At 40.2% G+C, this 17,622-nt stretch carries 11 protein-coding genes; 10 read left to right on the top strand and 1 reads right to left on the bottom strand.

The window, feature by feature from the left end; translation table 11 throughout:
* The 7 genes from ABEG20_RS00885 to ABEG20_RS00855 all read left to right on the top strand — a co-directional run bounded on the left by ABEG20_RS00885 (nucleotide 1) and on the right by ABEG20_RS00855 (nucleotide 7,734).
* Nucleotides 1–1,374 (top strand): glycoside hydrolase family 43 protein, encoded by a 1,374-nt coding sequence (locus tag ABEG20_RS00885; protein WP_406825536.1) that lies wholly within the window; start codon nucleotides 1–3, stop codon nucleotides 1,372–1,374.
* 256 nt (nucleotides 1,375–1,630) lie between these two features.
* Nucleotides 1,631–3,607, top strand: a complete 1,977-nt coding sequence (locus tag ABEG20_RS00880) for a glycoside hydrolase family 97 catalytic domain-containing protein (RefSeq protein WP_406825535.1) — start codon at nucleotides 1,631–1,633, stop codon at nucleotides 3,605–3,607.
* 505 nt (nucleotides 3,608–4,112) lie between these two features.
* Nucleotides 4,113–5,393, top strand: a complete 1,281-nt coding sequence (locus tag ABEG20_RS00875) for an OmpA family protein (protein ID WP_406825534.1) — start codon at nucleotides 4,113–4,115, stop codon at nucleotides 5,391–5,393.
* Between the two features lie 19 nt (nucleotides 5,394–5,412).
* Nucleotides 5,413–5,994, top strand: a complete 582-nt coding sequence (locus tag ABEG20_RS00870; protein WP_205056834.1) for a hypothetical protein — start codon at nucleotides 5,413–5,415, stop codon at nucleotides 5,992–5,994.
* 91 nt (nucleotides 5,995–6,085) lie between these two features.
* Nucleotides 6,086–7,096 carry a hypothetical protein gene (locus tag ABEG20_RS00865; protein ID WP_406825533.1) on the top strand — a complete coding sequence of 337 codons (1,011 nt, stop codon included), beginning with the start codon at nucleotides 6,086–6,088 and terminating at the stop codon, nucleotides 7,094–7,096.
* A 16-nt stretch (nucleotides 7,097–7,112) separates the two neighbouring features.
* Entirely contained in the window at nucleotides 7,113–7,502 is a 390-nt protein-coding gene (locus ABEG20_RS00860) for a hypothetical protein (protein ID WP_406825532.1), read from the top strand.
* Nucleotides 7,503–7,548: 46 nt separating this feature from the next.
* On the top strand, nucleotides 7,549–7,734 hold the full coding sequence (locus tag ABEG20_RS00855) for a CsbD family protein (RefSeq protein ID WP_090981674.1): 186 nt from the start codon (nucleotides 7,549–7,551) through the stop codon (nucleotides 7,732–7,734).
* A gap of 632 nt (nucleotides 7,735–8,366) precedes the next feature.
* Here ABEG20_RS00855 and ABEG20_RS00850 read toward each other — a convergent pair.
* Nucleotides 8,367–11,897: a family 43 glycosylhydrolase gene (locus ABEG20_RS00850; RefSeq protein ID WP_406825531.1), complete on the bottom strand. Its 3,531-nt coding sequence runs from the start codon at nucleotides 11,895–11,897 to the stop codon at nucleotides 8,367–8,369.
* 313 nt (nucleotides 11,898–12,210) lie between these two features.
* Here ABEG20_RS00850 and ABEG20_RS00845 point away from each other — a divergent pair, with 313 nt between their 5' ends.
* From ABEG20_RS00845 to ABEG20_RS00835, 3 genes are all read left to right on the top strand, one after another.
* Nucleotides 12,211–15,276 carry a beta-L-arabinofuranosidase domain-containing protein gene (locus tag ABEG20_RS00845; RefSeq protein WP_406825530.1) on the top strand — a complete coding sequence of 1,022 codons (3,066 nt, stop codon included), beginning with the start codon at nucleotides 12,211–12,213 and terminating at the stop codon, nucleotides 15,274–15,276.
* A gap of 462 nt (nucleotides 15,277–15,738) precedes the next feature.
* Entirely contained in the window at nucleotides 15,739–16,326 is a 588-nt protein-coding gene (locus ABEG20_RS00840; protein WP_406825529.1) for an RNA polymerase sigma factor, read from the top strand.
* A 39-nt stretch (nucleotides 16,327–16,365) separates the two neighbouring features.
* Nucleotides 16,366–17,556 (top strand): FecR family protein, encoded by a 1,191-nt coding sequence (locus ABEG20_RS00835; RefSeq protein WP_406825528.1) that lies wholly within the window; start codon nucleotides 16,366–16,368, stop codon nucleotides 17,554–17,556.
* Nucleotides 17,557–17,622 lie beyond the last annotated feature (66 nt).

Below are 17,622 nucleotides of genomic sequence, written 5' to 3'. Positions count from 1 at the left end.
ATGCAGAAAAAAGTATTTGGAATATGGCTGTTGACGGGTTTTCTATCAGTATTGTCCTGCTTTGCCCAGAATCCGATCGTTCAGACTTATTATACCGCTGATCCGGCCCCAATGGTACACAATGGAACTGTTTACCTGTACACTTCTCACGATGAAGATGTTACCATAAAAAACTTTTTCACCATGAACGATTGGCGGTGTTATTCTTCGAAGGATATGGTGAACTGGACTGACCATGGCGCTATTTTATCTTATAAAGATTTTAGCTGGTCGCGCGGTGATGCATGGGCCGGCCAGTGCATCTTCAGGAACGGAAAATTCTATTATTACTTACCTGTAAACCAAAAAAATGGAGGAAACGCAATTGGTGTTGCCATCTCCGACAGGCCGACAGCAGGATTTAAAGATGCATTAGGTAAACCCCTGCTTTCAGGCTTTGGCTACATAGACCCCAGTGTTTTTATCGATAACGACGGGCAGGCTTATTTATATTGGGGCAATCCTCAATTATATTATGTAAAACTGAATAAGGACATGGTTTCTTATGATGAAAAAGTTGGGATCGTAAAAGTACCGCTTACCAGGCAAGGCTTTAGCGCAAGGAAAACGGATGCAGAAAAGAGACCATCGGAATATGAGGAAGGACCATGGTTCTTTAAACGAAAAAGCAAATATTACCTGCTTTATCCGGCAGGTGGCGTACCTGAGCATTTGGCTTATTCAACAAGCAGCGGACCAACAGGGCCCTGGATATATGGAGATACGATTATGAAAGTGATTGAAGATCGGGGCGCCTTCACCAATCATCCGGGGTATATCGAATTTAAAGGTCAGTCTTATTTATTTTATCATGACGGATCTTTACCCGGTGGCGGAGGCTTTAAACGTTCGGTTTGCATCGAACCATTTAATTTTAATCCCGATGGATCGATTCCCAGAATTAACCGCACCAGATCTGGTGTACTGAAAAGTGCTGCAAACCTGGATCCTTTCAGCCGCGTTGAAGCTGAAACCATCGCCTGGTCTGAAGGTATAAAAACAGCCACAGATAGTTTAACAGGCGCTATTTATGTATCCAATATTGATGATGGGGATTATATTAAAATACGTAGTGTAGATTTTGGCAAAGGTGCAGCTAAGTTTGAAGCTACTGTCGCCGCACTGTCTTCAAAGGGAAATATAGAACTGCGTGCAGACAGTTTAAACGGCAAACTATTGGGCAATCTGGAGGTAAAATCAACCCAGAGCGTCCAGGACTGGAAATCGCAACTTTGTAAAACAAACCAGATCAGTGGTATACACGACCTGTATTTGGTTTTCAAAGGTGAGGGTAACAACCTGTTTAATTTCGACTGCTGGCGTTTTATGCGTTGACAAATAAGTTGTTTTCATCACCTTGAAGTTGCGAATATCAGAAACAGCTTCAACCTGTTCCAAACTTAAATTTTTCAATTAAGCGCTATTGTTCTGATTAGGTAAATAATGCTTGCGCTATTTGATTATTGGTACGGAAAACAAAGATCATGGAAAAAACTAATAAACGTTAATATAACATTTAAAAATTTTTCCTAATTTTCAGTTTTTAAAACTGACCTGATCAATCTAATCCAAACAAACTTATTCTGCTGTGATGAATATATCCAAATTTTTAACCATAAATTACTATAAAGGCATTTTAATGGCAATGGCATTCGTGGCCAGCCACATGTTCTCTTTTGCCCAGGATTTGAACGTTACCAGTCCGGATCAAAAATTAATGGTTAAGCTTTATGTAAACGAGGGTAAACTTTATTACAATGTAACATTACAGGGAAAAGAAATGATTGAGCGGTCTCCTTTGGGACTTCGCGGAAGCCAGATGGATCTATCATCTGGTCTGAAACTAACTGGTAAGCAATCCAGAAAAATAGATGAGCACTATAATGAACCTAAAATCAAAATCAGTAGTGTAAACTATCAGGCAAACGAGTTGATCTGCAAGTTTGAAAATGCAGCAAAAAATCAGCTTGAAGTGGTATTCCGGGTGAGCAACAATAACATTGCCTTCCGGTATCAGGTACCGCAGACCGGTGAACCTGCAAACTTTGTTATTGAAGAAGAATTGAGCGGATACAAATTCCCGGAAAATACCACTACATTTTTAACTCCCCAAGCTACCCCGATGATAGGTTGGATGAAAACCAAGCCTAGCTACGAAGAGGAATACAATCCCGATCAGGCCATGGGCATCCCGTCAAAATATGGTGTAGGCTATACTTTTCCTGCGCTTTTTCATTTAGGAAACGATGGCTGGGTATTGCTATCCGAAACGGGGGTGAATTCACTATACTGTGGATCAAAGCTAAGCGAAGGGACTAAAGATGGCCATTATAAGATTGCTTTCCCTGAACCTGGTGAAAACAATGGAATGGGCCGTGCAAATCCAACGATTCCGCTTCCGGGCAATACGCCCTGGCGCACCATAACCGTTGGCAGCACCTTAAAACCTATTACTGAAACAACCATCCCTTTTGATGTTGTTGAGCCGCAGTACAAGGCTTCAAAAGAATACACTTTTGGACGTTCAACCTGGAGCTGGTTGTTATGGCAGGACCCCAGCATTAAATATGATGATCAAAAAACGTTTATTGATCTGGCAGCTTCAATGGGTTATGAATTTGCGCTAATTGATGGTGGCTGGGAAAAAAATATCGGCTATAATAAAATCGAAGAATTGATCGCCTATGCAAAAACCAAAGGTGTTGGCATATTTTTGTGGTACAATTCCAACGGATTCTGGAATGATGCTCCTCAGGACCCTAAAAATCGCATGAACACAGCTTCAGCAAGAAAGCAGGAAATGGCGTGGATGCAGCGCATGGGTGTTAAAGGAATTAAAGTGGATTTCTTTGGTGGCGACAAGCAGGAAACGATGAAGCTGTATGAAGACATCCTTTCTGATGCCAATACCTTCGGATTAACAGTAATTTTCCATGGCTGCACGTTGCCCAGAGGCTGGGAACGTATGTATCCTAATTACGTAGGGAGTGAGGCAGTATTAGCATCAGAAAATCTGATATTCGGGCAACATGCCAATGACAATGAAGCGTTCAATGCCAGCCTTCACCCTTTTATACGGAATGCTGTAGGTGCTATGGAATTCGGACCTGTCCTCTTAAACAAGCGCCACAATAAAACAAATGATGGTGGTACGATCAGAAAAACTACCGAAACCTTTCAGATTGCCACTGCTGTACTTTTCCAGAGCCCGGTACAAAATTTTGGGATCACCCCAAATAACCTTACCGATGTTGCACCCCACATCATCGATTTTATGAAAAAAGTGCCTACTACCTGGGATCATACGGTTTTTATTGACGGATATCCCGGAAAATATTGTGTACTGGCACGCCGTCATGGCGATACCTGGTATATCGCAGCCATAAACGCTGAAACCACAGCGAAAACGATAACCGTTTCGCTACCGATGTTATCGGGTACGGACATCGCCTTGTATACAGATGCCGACGATCGGTCACCACAGATAAAACAGGTGAAATTAAACAAGGCAAAACAATTAAAAGTAAAACTTTTGCCGGGCGGGGCAAATGTAATCGTAGCCAAATAAATTATTATTGGGCCACCATCTCACTGAAGCAAAATTGAATTAATTCTTTTAACGCTCATCACTAGGGATAATTTATACTATAAAAATCAATGTAATGACTGTTATATTTTAATGAACTGTCGTTGAAAAAAGGCTGTCCCGACTTTTCCAGATAACAATCCTTATGGCAATATCACTAGTATAAAAGCCTGCCTACCTACCTGCAGCAGGAAGGCCTCGCCATTCCTGCTCAGCAGTAATAATTATGCTATTGGATGCTGTTCATAGTAGCATAGCTGAAGCATCTGTTCCAAGTTAAGCTTTCCCAAAAGCACTTTATTTTAAGTTTAAACAGCCAAGTTTAAAAGACTTTTAGCGTTAACGCCTGTAAAATTTTTCCTATACCCGCAATCGCTTTCTAATTAGATACTTAAAACCCTAAACCTTTGAGGAGTATTTTTTTATGTAACGAACTTGAAACATTTGCATTTAGCGACTGTTAATCCTCCAATAAAAAATGAACAACATGAATAATAATTTTACAAAATCTACGATGTTGATTGCCTTATTAAGCTTATCAACTCAACTGTTTGCGCAGGAAACACCAACAACCTCAGAGCGGTTCGGCAAACAATCTTTGAGAACATGGAGTGTTGGAGCACATGGCGGTATCCTCAGCCAGAATACATTTCTAGGTAGAGGGAGTGTTAAAGCCAGAGAATTTAAAAGCATTGGTTACGGTGCCTTTATCAAAAAACAAATTTTGCCGGCATTAGGCCTACAGGCCGATTTTCTTCGCGGAGAAATCAAAACTTTAAACAGCACCAGCACAATTGAACAGGTGAACAGCATCAACTGGTCTGGTTCCCTTACAGCAGTATTAAATATTGCAAACTTTAGTCTGAATACGCAGAATGCGGTATTGATCCCTTATGTTAAGGCAGGTGCCGGATACATGTCATCCGATTCAAAAGTAGCAAATGTTGATGTATTTACCGAAAGAGAAGGATGGTATATCCCAACAGGCGTTGGATTTAAATTTGGAGTAGCCAAAGGGATCAATATTGATTTGGGTTACGACATTAATTTCATTAAATCTTCTCCTACTGTTAAAAATGCCTATAACGAAAGCAGATTTTCTTATGCGCATGCAGGATTGGAATTTGCGCTTGGAAACAAAGAAAATTCTCAATTGCAAAACTATAGTGCGGTTGCAGACCTGAGAAAACAAAGTGCAGAAGAAAGTGCCGAATTAAGACGAGCATTATCTACCGCTGAGCAAAATGCCGCAAGAGACCGTGAGCAATATGCCAAAGATTTAGGCGATGATGATAATGATGGCGTGGCAAACAAATTTGACAAATGCCCTGGAACTGCTGCTGCAACAGTTGTAGACGGATCAGGATGCCCGATAGCCGTTACACAAACCGTTATTAAGGAAACAACTGTAGTTACTGAAGCAGATCGCAAAATTGTAAGAGATGCCATTTCGAATCTTGAATTTGATTTAGGTAAATCAACTATCCGTGCAAAATCTTACACCACATTAAATCGTGTTGCTGCATTATTAATGGAGAAAAATTTCAGCTTGAAATTAGCTGGCCATACCGATAATACAGGTGGCAGAGAATTAAATCTTCGCTTATCTAAAGAAAGAGCTGAATCTGTTAAAGCTTATCTGGTTTCTCAAGGTGCAAATGCATCCAGAATCGAGGCAACAGGTTATGGCCCTGATCAACCTATAGCAAGCAATAAAACTGCAGCAGGCCGTCAGGAAAACCGTCGAGTAGAATTCACATTATATTAATTTTTATAAACAATCAATCATGAAAAATTTTTTAGCAACAGTAATTATTTCTGCAACTACCATTTTTGCGGCAAATGCACAGATCCAAAAAGGCAACGTAATGGTTGGCGGAAACTTAACCAACATTAACCTTGGTTTGGATGATCCAAAAATATTCAGTGTAGACATTACCCCAAAGGCAGCCTGGTTTATTCAGGATAACGTTGCAGTGGGTGGTTATGTAAATTTCGGTTTAAAAACAGCAAAAAATTCAAGTACTACAACCAGTTATGGCGTTGGTGCATTGGGCCGTTATTACACTGGAAAAGATGTTGAGGTGTTACGCCATGGACGTTTATTTGCAGAAGCTACTGTTGGTATCGGCGGTGTTAATGTGAGCAACGGCGGTGGTAACACAAACGGATTAAACTTAAGTGTTGGTCCGGGTTTTGCCTATTTCATTACACCAAATATTGGTCTTGAAACATTGTTAAAATACAATGGACTGGTTGGTTTTGGAAGCGCAACGACCCAAAATAACCTGAATCTTTCTTTCGGATTTCAGATTTATTTGCCGGGACAAAGAGCGGCTAACAAAGTTAAAAGAGACATCAATAACTAAAACTAAAAATAAAGAAGCTGCTTTCCTCCGAAAGTGGCTTCTTTTCTAAAGGACTAAAATCATTTACGACATCTAACCAATATCATAAATTATGGAACATAAAATTCATACCCTGGGCGACAAGTCCGCAATCGGATTTATCAGCCGTTTATCCTGGAGCGCAATTATTTCAGGCGTACTCATTGCTATCGCAGTTCAACTTCTCCTTAGTTTTTTAGGCCTGGGCATTGGCTTTGGCAGCATCAATCCGCTGGAGGAAGCTAAACCATTTAGTGGCCTTGGCACCGGAGCATTAATCTGGTGGATTATTACCATGCTAATCTCTGTATTTACTGGTGGTTGGGTAGCTGGTTGGTTTTCGAATCACATCCAAAGAACAGACCTGATTCTGCATGGGTTACTGACCTGGTGTTTGTTAACTTTCCTCAACATGTATTTAATCACTTCTTCAGTTGGAAAAGTTATCGGAGGAGTGGGTACCGTAATCACCAAAGGATTTTCACTTGCCGGAGAAGGGATTAAGGCTGCTGCACCAGAAGCCGGAAATATGATCAAAGACCAGTTAAACGTGGACGAAAATACTTTCAGTAAAATGAAACAGGAGGCGCAATTGTTATTGAAGCAGACGGAGAAGAAAGAACTACAGCCTGGCGCACTTAATAAAAAATTAGATAAAGCAGCAAGCCAAGGAAAATCGACTGGAGAGGATGTTCTCGAAAATCCGCAGGAAGCTCAACAGAAAATAGATGCCCTGTTCTCTAAATTGTTTTCTGAAAACGATTCTACTTTTAATGCTGTTGATAAAGAGGCATTGGTTAATGTGGTTAAAAACAGAACCGGAAAAAGCCAGGCAGAATCTGAACAGATTGTGGACAACTGGATCAGTACGCTGAAAACAGCAAAAGAAAAGGTTAAAGAAGTAAAAGCCCAGGCAGAAGCAAAAGCCAGAGTAGTTGGTGATGAAATGGCGTCTGCACTGTCCAAATTCGCAATATTCTCTTTTATTGGAATGATATTGGGTGCAGTGAGCGCGGCATTTGGAGCCATTGTAGCTTCCCAAAAACGAGTTAAAACAATCGAAATCAGAGAAGAAAGAATTTAACCAAATTATCTAAGCAATGACTACAGGAAAAAAAATCGGAACCATTGCAGCAGTTATTTGCCTTGTGTTGGTTATCGGCTTGATCTATTACAATTACTTTTTTGTCTTTGGCGAAGGAGTAAAAGCCGGGGAGCTGAATTACATCGTTAAAAAGGGATATATTTTCAAAACCAATGAGGGGAAACTCATTCAAAGCGGCGTTCGTTCCAGACAAATGGGCACGTTGGAAAACAATGAATTCGAATTTTCTGTAACCGATGAAAGTATAGCTAAACAAATGATGGGAAACAGTGGCAAATTTTACGAACTGCACTATAAGGAGTATAAAAGTAGCCTACCCTGGAGAGGATTTAGCAGATATGTGGTAGATAGCGTTTATGCAGCTAAAGATGTTCAGAGCAGATAAGGCATAGCCAATAATTACAGAAATATTAATTTTAAAGACTAAAACAATGGACAAATTAGAATTAAAAGGCACCTGGAACGAACTTAAAGGAAAAGTTAAACAGGCCTACGCAGATTTAACCGAAGACGATTTGAAGTATGAGGAGGGAAAAGATGATGAACTTTATGGCAAACTGCAACAAAAGACGGGCAAGACCCGTGAACAAGTTATAGACTGGTTAAAATCTTTGTAACGAAGAACCCTAAGCATATCATCATTCGATAACTATCGGATGCGAGAAGGCTTTTTAACCGACGAAGCAACCTTTATGGCACGTATGCCATGAGAGATTGCTTCGTCATTCCTTTTTATAGTAAAAATCTTATTTTGAAGTCTGTAAATTGTAGCTTAGCTTCCCAAAGTTTCGGTAAAAGTGCCGAAGGATGAGACTTTATGAAAAGTAAAATCCAGCAGTTAAGGCCAGAATTTTATTTCTTTTTCCGTCATTCCCGCGTAGGCGGGAATCTTAAAGCGCTATGCAATAGCCTTAGGATTCCCAATTTAATTAGGAATCATGACGTATCAAAATATAATTGCCTCAGTGAGCCAACGTAAATCTTTTTGATACAGCCACATTTGTATACTTCTTAAAGCTGAGCACGGGCTAAGCTCAAAGTGACAAATTATACATATAATCACTTATAAACAACATTTTAACCATTCCACCTTCGGTGAAAATTGGGTTAGCCTAACCGGCTTAATCACATGGTTCATCAGACATAGAATTAGAAACCGGTAAGCACATAAGAGGTCATAAAAATAAATGCACTTATAATACCAACCAAAAGCATTGGGGATTGGCATAGCCTACTTTACACCAACAATCTATTCTTTTTTCTTCTGGATAATCTTAAAATCACTAAACGATGCATAACCAGAAATGTCTCCGTAAGTAGCATGATAAACACCAACTTCTAAAACACTACTCATATCATCTCTTTTTACCGGACTGCCCGGAAGGTTATTCCAATCCTTTCCATCCTGGCTGCCACGCATAAAAAACAGATTGCCTTGCCGTTGTATTTGTAAATGACGATAAAAATTCCATCCGGATTGGTTATTCAATTGTTTACGTTCTCCGGAACGTAAATCAGTAACGATGTTTCCAATACCCCAGCCTGTCATCACCCCATTTTGTAAAAGCTTAGTCGTCCCAGCCGGTTCTTTAACCATTAAACCACCTTCGTTTGCACCATAGGCTTTCCTTTGGGTCAACCCCAGCATATCAGATAGCACTAATTCGGCCGTAAAATCGCCTTCTACCTGGTTGTAAGCAAATGGTCCTGTAGCCATTGATCCATCCCAGAATGTATTGTGCGACACCAACTTCAATACCCCAGAATACTGAGAAACGGTGTCCGCATTTCCGATCAAACCATCCCAGGAAGTACCTTTCAAAGCATCTGCTCTTGCCGGGACCGATGAGGCTGATCCTTTTTGCTTTCTGATTACAAAAAGTGAAGAATCTGTGGTAACCGTAGCGGGCAACGAGGGTTGGGTAACATTTCCAAAGTTATCTCTAACCTTTACGGTGTAAGCAAAACGCTTTTGGGGTGAAACAGAAAAATCAGTATAATCTGAAGAACGTAACCATTTACGGACACTTTTATCCTTATCACTTTTAAAAAGGTATTCAAAATTGGTGCCCGGCAAAGCTGGTTTATTTGCGGTCATGTAAACCATATTTGGTGTAACAGCTGATGGCTTAGCAGCAAAAGATGCATTGATGAGATTGTTATGTAGTGTCTGTTTCCAAAAATTAAACTCCCGCACACAGCCATGATCATCAAGACCATAATTGAATACAGCAATAGCAGCTATGGCTATTGAAGTTCCTTCGGTTGCCGATCCAATTAAAATATGCTGATTTTTTTGAGGATTAGGACTATTAATACTTCCAGCTGCCCTACCATTTACAATTATCCTAAATTTTCCCTTGTTATAAGTGCAGACGACCTGCTGCCACTTTCCGTTGCCTGGTATCCTTGCCGTTTTACGCCCTAAAAATAAATCTGTTTTTACCCCAGCGTTAGCGTATAATGAAAAAATGGCACTGAAAGGTTTAGAAAAGTCTAGTGTTTTGGCCAGTTCATTGCCGAGAAGCAGTTTACCTTCACTACCCAATCTCACCGCCATTTTCCCGTTAACATCAGCAACTTCTGCCTTACCCCTACTTACAAGTTTGCCTAAAGCAGCTCCGTTGTTAATCCACTGATCTAAATTACCATAGTCGAGATCTTTCGCCTCAACATGTAACACGGTATTATTTTGCAGTCCTTTTTTATAGGCGGCTTTAATTTCATCATGGCTTAACGGCACATCATAAATTTTTAACGAAGCCAATGCACCAGAAAATCCTGCACTTCCATCTTCATTTCCACCGATGAGAAAGTGTTTGAGGTTATTGATAAAAAGCATCCTCCTTTCACTCCTATCCAATTCTCCATCTACATAAATCCGTTCCATTGTACCATCAAAAACCATGCTGATCAGATGCCATTCATTAGCTTTTGGCAAATGTTTGTATCCTAAATCTGCCCATCCCAGGTGGGTTACTGCACCCGCAGTTTTACTATTCCCATAACCAACGGCAGCATTACTTAAATTAACCCCTCCCCGCTCTGTCCAAGAAATAATGGTTTCTTCTTTATCAATCTCTGGATTTAAAACCCACATACTTATACTAAAGCTACTGTTTCCGAGTAGCGATTTTGGTGCAGAAACGGAAGAAGTCAGGCGCTCCTGGCCTGTAAAAAGCAATGCTTTTTTGCCTCCGATCATTGCTGTAATGGGTTTAATTATTCCACCGGCCAAAAAGTAACCACCCAGCTTGCCTTTATTTTGAACATTTGCTACTACGGTGCCTGTCCGGAGATTATCCAATGCCAGGTCTGCCAATAAACCTTTTGGTTCAAATACATTTAAGGGTTGCCATTTTTTAACCTGGGTATACATTATCGGATGATATTCCGCATTATCAAAGACCTTAATATTCCATATGGCTTTATTCAATCCCGGATATTCGGTATGTAAAACCATTGTACGCAGGTACCTCGCCTTAACATCCCCGAAATCAATCATCGGGCTTCCATGTTGGGTATTTTTACTGCGATCGGCATATGTTTTCCATGTTTTCCCGTCAACCGAATACATTATTTTATATTGATAATACCAGGTGGCATATTCAAACTGCGTATGAACACTTTTAACAGGATATACTTTTCCCAAATCTACCTGCACCCAGGCAGGGCCTACATTGCTATTACCTTTCCATAAGCTTCCATTATTGTCATCAAAGGCGAATTCTGGTTTAAAATTTTCATCATAGTTAGAAGAGGCAGATGCTTTTTTACCCTGTGCTAAATTTGGATGTGGATTGTCATCTTTAGCCAGATAACCGATTCCGGTGTGAGTAGGCACAATCTTCAGAATATTCCCTTCATCATCAAACAGCATTTTATCAGCAGCAACCTGCCTGTGGTAACCGCCATCATTATGCGGATTATTGTGTCGGTGATAAACCAGGTAAAAATCATCACCCTGCTGCAAGACAGATTGGTGGCCTGGTCCATGCACTGTTCCATCTTGATTGGTAGCTAAAATGGGGTTATTGGCACCATATTTAAAAGGCCCCATGGGATTGGTTGCAGTTGCATATTGAACCCTGTATGTGCCATCTTCACAATATCCTGATGAATAAGTCAGATAATAAATTCCTTTTCTTTTAAACACAAAGGGGGCTTCAAAAAAATCTTTTGCATCGGTATTGGGAATCTGGGCCAGCCTGGAAAAGGATTTCATGTCTTTGTTTAGAAGGCCAACACCACAGCCATGGTTGGGATAAATTCCCCAGGTGCCCCAATACATATAATACTGGCCATCGTCATCCTTAAAAGTCTGCCCATCAAGCGTAATCACATTTGGCACCATAAAATTAGATACAATGGGTTTGCCTTTAGGCAAAAGCGATGTCCAGGGACCAACAGGGCTATGAGAGGAGGCACCAAAAATCTCAACAGGCTGGCAATAGTACAGATAATATTGACCATCGGCACCCTGGGCTACATCCGGCGCCCAGTAATAGTGCGTGGTTGGCCAGTTCATATCCTGCATGGTCCAATTCACAAAGTCTTTAGATGTCCATACCTGGGAAGGACCGAAACCACCACCATTACCATCTGTTGTAGCATATATGTAATAAGTATCTCCAAACTTCTTTACCGTTGGATCTGCAAAATAGCCCGGTATAATCGGATTTCCGTGTACCACAGCCTCCTTTGCAGATTGCGCCAGTACCATTTGAAAAGCAGAACACAGTAGAAATAAAATGAATGGCTTTAGATATTTTTTCTTCATGGTTAAGTGTTACGTCAGCATTTTTGGAAACAGCTGTTATGGGTCAGCATGTAAATATAAATGAAGTACGATCCAGATTACCGTTGTATATTAATCCATAGTATCAATATTTTAACCTTTCCCATTTTTAATACTCCAATATTTAAAATATTCTCTTATCCGGAGGGGAAAACAAAAGCGATCCAAGAGAATCAATTCACCTCACAATTGGGCATTACTTTGCATTGTCAACATAAAATAAGGTTAAAATATGCACAATACCTGCAATTTCCAGGGCTTCGTCTATTGCTCTTTTTGTTTAATTTTATCAATTATGAAAATTTACAAAGTCTTCCGCTCCATGTCATACCTTGCTGTTTTTATAGTAACAGGCAACACGGCTCTGGCACAAAATGGTGATCAAATCCTTGATGGCATTGGCGAAACGGCCATGAGTGCCAGATATGAACTTAAAGGTGATTTAAAGGATTGGTCCAGAAATCGTTTTAATGCAGATTTCATTGGAGGTCAGCCGCAATTTGCACAAGACAGTCGCTTCGGAAAAGTACTTTCTTTGCCGGGAACTACCGGAACTTATGTAAGTATCCCTGCGGGAGCATTAACAGATGTTGAATCCATCAGCATAACCAGTTGGGTTTTGCTTAAAAGCGACCGTTCGGAACAAAGCTTTTTCGACTTTGGCCAAAGCGCCGATAAACATCTTTCCTCACAACTTAACAGTAAACAGATTGGTCAGGGTTTTCTTGCTATGATCCAAAATGGAAAGCAATCAAGTATAATCACAAAGGGAGCTGCTCCTGCGCTTAACCAATGGGCGCATCTGGCTATTGTGGTTGATATCCCTTCAAAATCTATGACCAGTTACCTTAACGGTAAAAAAGTTGCTGAAGCAAAAGATCTCAGCTTTGATCTTACTGCAATTTTTGGTCAGCACAAATCGGACAAGAAATTGCTGAACCTTGGCAAAGCCCTATCAGCTAAAAACACCGAATTGAATGCTTTAATCCATGATTTCAGGATTTACCGGGTACCTTTAAGTGCAAATCAGATTGTTTCCATTTATCACCACGAACAAAATGAGGCCAACGAAACGACAGTAAACACTTCGGCCAAAACAGATGATAACCTGCAACATTTTCCTGCAGATGCCTCCCAATTATATATCAAATATCTAACTCAGGTAAATGATATTGATGTAACAACGAGTGTAGGTAATCTTCCCCGATTACCAGGTGCTATTGCCGGAACTTATCAAGCAGGTAAAACCGGCCCCATGGTAAAGGTAATCTGGCCAAACCCAACAGATAATTCGACAGTTGCCCAACCGGGAAATTATACCATTACCGGTTATGTACCAGGAACAAACTTTAAGCCGAAAGCACAGGTAAAGGTAACCGCGACCGACAAAGAAGCAACACCTGCTATCAAATTACTGCCTTTTGCCCTGAACCAGGTAACGCTTAAGACTGATCATGAAGGACATGATACGAAATTTATTGAAAACAGGGATAAATTTATCCGGACATTGGCCAAAACAGACCCTAATTCGTTCCTGTATATGTTTCGTCATGCATTTGGTCAGAAACAGCCCGCCGGTGCGAAACCACTTGGCGTATGGGATAGCGAAGATACTAAATTACGGGGGCATGCTACCGGGCATTATTTAAGTGCTATAGCACAAGCTTATGCAGGCGCAGGTAATGATAAAGCATTGCAGAAAATTTTCGCCGATAAAATGGAGTATATGGTAAATACACTCTATACGATATCTCAATTATCCGGAAAACCTCAAAAAGCGGGCGGCGCTGCTGTTGCAGATCCATTAGCCATTCCTTTTGGTCCTGGAAAAACGGCCTATGATTCTGATATTAGTGAAAAGGGAATCAGAAGGGATTACTGGAATTGGGGAAAAGGATTCATCAGTGCCTACCCGCCAGATCAGTTTATCATGCTGGAAAACGGCGCTAAATACGGTGGGCAAAACAATCAGATTTGGGCACCTTACTATACTTTACATAAAATCTTAGCCGGGCTGATTGATATTTACGAGGTTAGCGGGAATAAAAAAGCACTTGAAATTGCAACCAATATGAGTGACTGGGTATATACCCGATTAAGCCATTTACCGCAACAAACCTTAACCAAAATGTGGAATACCTATATTGCGGGCGAGTTTGGTGGCATGAATGAATCAATGGCGCATCTCTACAGGATCACCGGTAAAGAAAATTACCTAAAAACAGCACAGCTTTTTGACAACATCCGTTTGTTTTATGGCGATGCCGCACATAGCAGTGGCTTAGTTAAAAATGTAGATCTCTTCCGTGGCCTTCACGCTAATCAGCATATTCCTCAGATTGTTGGTAGTATGGAACTTTATCGTGTATCAAACCAATCAGATTACTTTAAAATTGCTGATAACTTCTGGCATAAAGTCGTAAATAATTATATGTATAGTATAGGCGGTGTTGCTGGTGCAAGAAATCCGGCCAATGCAGAGTGTTTTATTGCACAACCGGGAACCTTGTACGAAAATGGATTTTCTGAAGGTGGGCAAAATGAAACCTGCGCCACTTACAATATGCTTAAACTTACAGGAGATCTGTTTCTATTCGAACAAAAAGCAGAATTAATGGACTACTACGAACGGGCTTTATATAATGACATTTTAGCCTCTGTAGCAAAAGATAATCCCGGAAATACTTATCACATCTCACTTAGGCCAGGTGCTGCAAAACAATTCAGCAACGATGACATGACCGGATTTACCTGTTGCAATGGTACCGCATTAGAAAGCAGTACCAAATTGCAGAATTCTATTTATTTTAAAGATCAGCATAATCAATCTTTATATGTTAATCTTTTCATCCCGTCTGTATTAAACTGGTCCGAGCGAAAAATTAAAATTGAACAAACTACCAGCTATCCAAAATCAGATCAAACCCGTTTAACCATCAACGGTAATGGTCAATTTGACCTGTACGTGCGGGTTCCGGGATGGGCAACAAAGGGTTTCTTTGTGAAAATTAATGGTCAGCAACAAAAGTTAAACGCAGTTCCGGGAACTTACCTTAAAATTTCCAGAAACTGGAAATCTGGAGACCAGGTTGATTTAACAATGCCTTTTCAGTTTCATTTAGATCCGGTAACGGATCAGCAGAATATTGCGAGTTTGTTTTATGGGCCTATTCTTCTTGCCGCCCAGGAGCCAGAAGCAAGAAAAGACTGGCGTAATGTTGTCCTTAATGCCGATGATTTGGGGAAAACCATTAAAGGCAATCCATCCAAACTGGAATTTACCATAGACGGAGTTTTGTTTAAACCATTTTATGATAGCTACGGAAGGCACTCGGTTTACCTGGATGTGACCTTAAAATAAGCATTTGGGGAAACAGCTCAGATCGAAATGATAACAGTTACCTTAATACAAATAAATTATTAATACACGGGGAGGAGGTTAAAAGTTCAAGTTACCGCATGGAGCCCTTGGGCTATAGCCTTTGTCCTTGTGTATTAAAACGATATACAACTTATTAACAAATCATTAAACACCAATAAATCTGCAACATTCATCCTGGCTGGAAAGGCCTTGATAACCGATTTGGAAGCCTATTTTTTGGGGTACCAGAAAAGCTTAAAAAAAATAAACGTTACAAATACGCTAAAAATACAGCTACTTTATTTTTTTATTTAATAAGTGTTACTACATTCGTGCCGACATCTTATGAAATTAAACGCTGGTGAGTTAATCAAACATAACTTTGTAGCGTAACTTTTTTGAATGCCAACTGCCTCAATTTTGCAATTAAGGTTTTTTATGCTAACCAAATTTATTAAACAGATGAAAGATGTTTCAGAGGAACTAGAACTTTTGTTGCGCGTAGCTGATGGTGATCGTCTCGCGTTTAATTTGTTGTATAAAAAATATCTTCAAAATTTAAGAAAATTTGTGGCTTCGATTGCCGGCAATACCGATTTAGCAGATGAGCTTGTGCAGGACATCTTTGTTAAAATATGGCTCAACAGAAAAAACCTGTCCGCTATCGGATCTTTCAAACCTTACCTCTACCGTTGTGCACGCAACCTTTTAATTGATCATATCAGAAAGTCGAAGACGCAAATCAGGATAAAAGAAGTGTCAAAAACCCTTGAAGGCGAATATTCCATCAGTACAGACGATCATTTAATTTATGCGCAAACCTTAAGCCATCTGCACAGCGGCATTAACCTGCTCCCCGAAAAAAGAAAGCAAATTGTTGAGCTAAAAATAAACGATGACCTTTCTCTTGATGAAATTGCATTACAGTTAAAAATATCAAAATCGGTGGTCAAAAAACAGCTCTATACTGGGATGGCTTTTCTGAGAAATCACCTGAAACATTTTTACAGGATTGCACCTTTTATTTCTTTTCTATATTTTTTTCTTTAACGAGGGGGCCTTTTTCTTTTCACATCCGTCTTAGCAGATATGGAAAGAAAGGATGTTGAGCAACTCAAGCAGAAATTAATTCAAGGTGAATTGACCGAGCCTGAACAGCAGGACTTTTTTAATTGGTTAAAACAATTGGATGAGCCTGAGCTGAATGCATTCATGCAGGCATATTGCGCATCATTCGAACAAAAAACCGACAGTTTAGCAGGAGAACAGCACGGAGATTTAGCAAGCAAAATCGAAATGCGTTTAGATGCTTTAGCGGTTGCCAATACATCTTACTGGAAACGTTCAGCTTTTAAACTCATGGCCACAGCGGCTGTATTGGCGCTGATCTGCTCTTTTATATTTTTGTATTATGTTCATTTAAACGGGAACAAACACACCACACTCTCCACAAAAACTACCATCCCACATGCAAAACCTATTTATGGCGGAAGCGACAAAGTAATGCTTATCCTTTCCAATGGTAAACGTATTGACGTAAATAACTTTACAAAAGGGCAACTCGCTGTAGAAAATGGTTATTCTATTGAAAAGCAAAGCAATGGTCTTTTAAAATATAGAAAAATCAACACAACTGCCGCTTTGGCATCTGGTAACTCGAACACGATTGTAACACCCCGTGGCGGACAATACTGCGTTAACCTTCCTGACGGGAGCAAGGTTTGGATGAATGCGGAAAGTAAATTAACTTATCCGGTAGTATTCTCAGGCAATATCAGAAAAATCGCCCTGCAGGGTGAAGCTTATTTTGAGGTAGCCCACAATCCGAAAAAACCATTTATCGTTGATTTTCAAGGTTCAAACGTAAAAGTATTGGGGACCCATTTTAATATCTGCGCATATGGTGATGGCGAAACGCCTAAAACAACTTTGCTACAGGGCTCTGTAGAGGTGAGTACCGGTGACCGCAAAAAGATAATCTTACCTGGCCAGCAGGCCATCTCAAATAAGGATATTAGTATTGTTCATGTTGACACCAACCATGTGATGGGCTGGAAAAACGGAAATTTTTCATTTGAACATGAGCGCATCAGTACGGTGATGGGTAAAATATCACGATGGTATGATGTTGATATAAAATATCAGGGTGAAGTAACGCAAGAGGAATTTATTGGTTCGATTCCAAAATCCAAAAATTTGGAAGAAGTGCTTCACAGACTGGAGTTGACCGGATTGTTACACTTTAAAATCAAAGGAAGGAGCGTGACTATTATGCCATAACCTTACAAAACAGGCTGGCCCATCCGTGAAACAAAAGCCAGAGTGCTAGGAACACTCTGACCTGAT

The organism is Pedobacter sp. KACC 23697 (assembly GCF_045348445.1).
In the GTDB taxonomy this organism is placed as follows: domain Bacteria; phylum Bacteroidota; class Bacteroidia; order Sphingobacteriales; family Sphingobacteriaceae; genus Pedobacter.
Note: the sequence above shows the minus strand (reverse complement) of the source record. Positions and strands in the feature narration are given on the sequence as shown.

Coding starts and splice junctions, on each gene's coding strand:
- ABEG20_RS00885 (WP_406825536.1), top strand. CDS start 1: ATGCAGAAAAAAGTATTTGGAATATGGCTGTTGACGGGTTTTCTATCA.
- ABEG20_RS00880 (WP_406825535.1), top strand. CDS start 1,631: ATGAATATATCCAAATTTTTAACCATAAATTACTATAAAGGCATTTTA.
- ABEG20_RS00875 (WP_406825534.1), top strand. CDS start 4,113: ATGAATAATAATTTTACAAAATCTACGATGTTGATTGCCTTATTAAGC.
- ABEG20_RS00870 (WP_205056834.1), top strand. CDS start 5,413: ATGAAAAATTTTTTAGCAACAGTAATTATTTCTGCAACTACCATTTTT.
- ABEG20_RS00865 (WP_406825533.1), top strand. CDS start 6,086: ATGGAACATAAAATTCATACCCTGGGCGACAAGTCCGCAATCGGATTT.
- ABEG20_RS00860 (WP_406825532.1), top strand. CDS start 7,113: ATGACTACAGGAAAAAAAATCGGAACCATTGCAGCAGTTATTTGCCTT.
- ABEG20_RS00855 (WP_090981674.1), top strand. CDS start 7,549: ATGGACAAATTAGAATTAAAAGGCACCTGGAACGAACTTAAAGGAAAA.
- ABEG20_RS00850 (WP_406825531.1), bottom strand. CDS start 11,897: ATGAAGAAAAAATATCTAAAGCCATTCATTTTATTTCTACTGTGTTCT.
- ABEG20_RS00845 (WP_406825530.1), top strand. CDS start 12,211: ATGAAAATTTACAAAGTCTTCCGCTCCATGTCATACCTTGCTGTTTTT.
- ABEG20_RS00840 (WP_406825529.1), top strand. CDS start 15,739: ATGAAAGATGTTTCAGAGGAACTAGAACTTTTGTTGCGCGTAGCTGAT.
- ABEG20_RS00835 (WP_406825528.1), top strand. CDS start 16,366: ATGGAAAGAAAGGATGTTGAGCAACTCAAGCAGAAATTAATTCAAGGT.